The 809-nt window shown below is 35.2% G+C and carries 2 protein-coding genes; one reads left to right on the top strand and one right to left on the bottom strand.

All coding sequences use genetic code 11. The features are described 5' to 3' along the window. On the top strand, positions 1 to 402 hold a 402-nt coding region (locus tag HMPREF9144_RS12545), incomplete at its 5' end, for a phosphoribosylaminoimidazolesuccinocarboxamide synthase (protein ID WP_006046523.1). A gap of 31 nt (positions 403 to 433) precedes the next feature. Here the strand turns inward: HMPREF9144_RS12545 and HMPREF9144_RS13960 are convergent. Further along, positions 434 to 809: C-terminal helicase domain-containing protein (locus HMPREF9144_RS13960; protein ID WP_006046522.1), on the bottom strand; the 376-nt coding region annotated here is incomplete at its 5' end.

Below are 809 nucleotides of genomic sequence, written 5' to 3'. Positions count from 1 at the left end.
GAAAATATCACCAAAGAACAAGCTGACAAGATTGTTGGAAAAGAATTATGTGATAGAATTGAAAAAATTGCTATTGATTTGTACACCAAAGCCAGAGATTACGCTGCCACTAAAGGAATTATTATCGCTGATGCTAAATTTGAATTTGGTTTAGATGGTGACAACATCGTTCTTGTTGACGAAGTTTTAACTCCAGATTCTTCCAGATTCTGGAATGCTACTAAATACGAAGTTGGTAAATCTCAAGACTCTTACGATAAACAATTTTTGAGAGATTGGTTAACTTCTAATGGTGTTGCTGGTAAAGATGGTGTTGCTATGCCTGAAGACATTGTCACTGAAACCAAGAGCAAATACGTTGAAGCTTACGAAAATTTAACTGGTGACAAATGGCAAGAATAAATTAAGGATATCTATTATTAAAGCTTTCTATTTATCCCAAACTTTCGTAGTATTTTCTGACATGTTCAGATGTTTTTACTTTATCTTTCCTGAAATTTTTGATTTCTAACCGACTCTTGCATGTAGCTCTTGATAATGCAACATATGCTTGACCATTAGCAAAACTTCTACCTAAATCTATTTTGACTCTGTCCAAAGTTTGACCTTGAGCTTTGTGGATCGACATCGCCCACGACAAGATCAATGGAAGTTGTTCTCTGACTAACTCGTTCCCAGTATTTTCAAAACTAGACGTGGTACTTTTTTGTCCAGCTTTTTCAATCTTAAACTCTTCCTTTTCCACCATAACCACTTGTTTACCTCGTCCAGTAATACTAAAATTGACTACCGGTAATACTGTAGATTCG

This window comes from Prevotella pallens ATCC 700821, from assembly GCF_000220255.1.
Lineage (GTDB): Bacteria > Bacteroidota > Bacteroidia > Bacteroidales > Bacteroidaceae > Prevotella > Prevotella pallens.
Note: the sequence above shows the minus strand (reverse complement) of the source record. Positions and strands in the feature narration are given on the sequence as shown.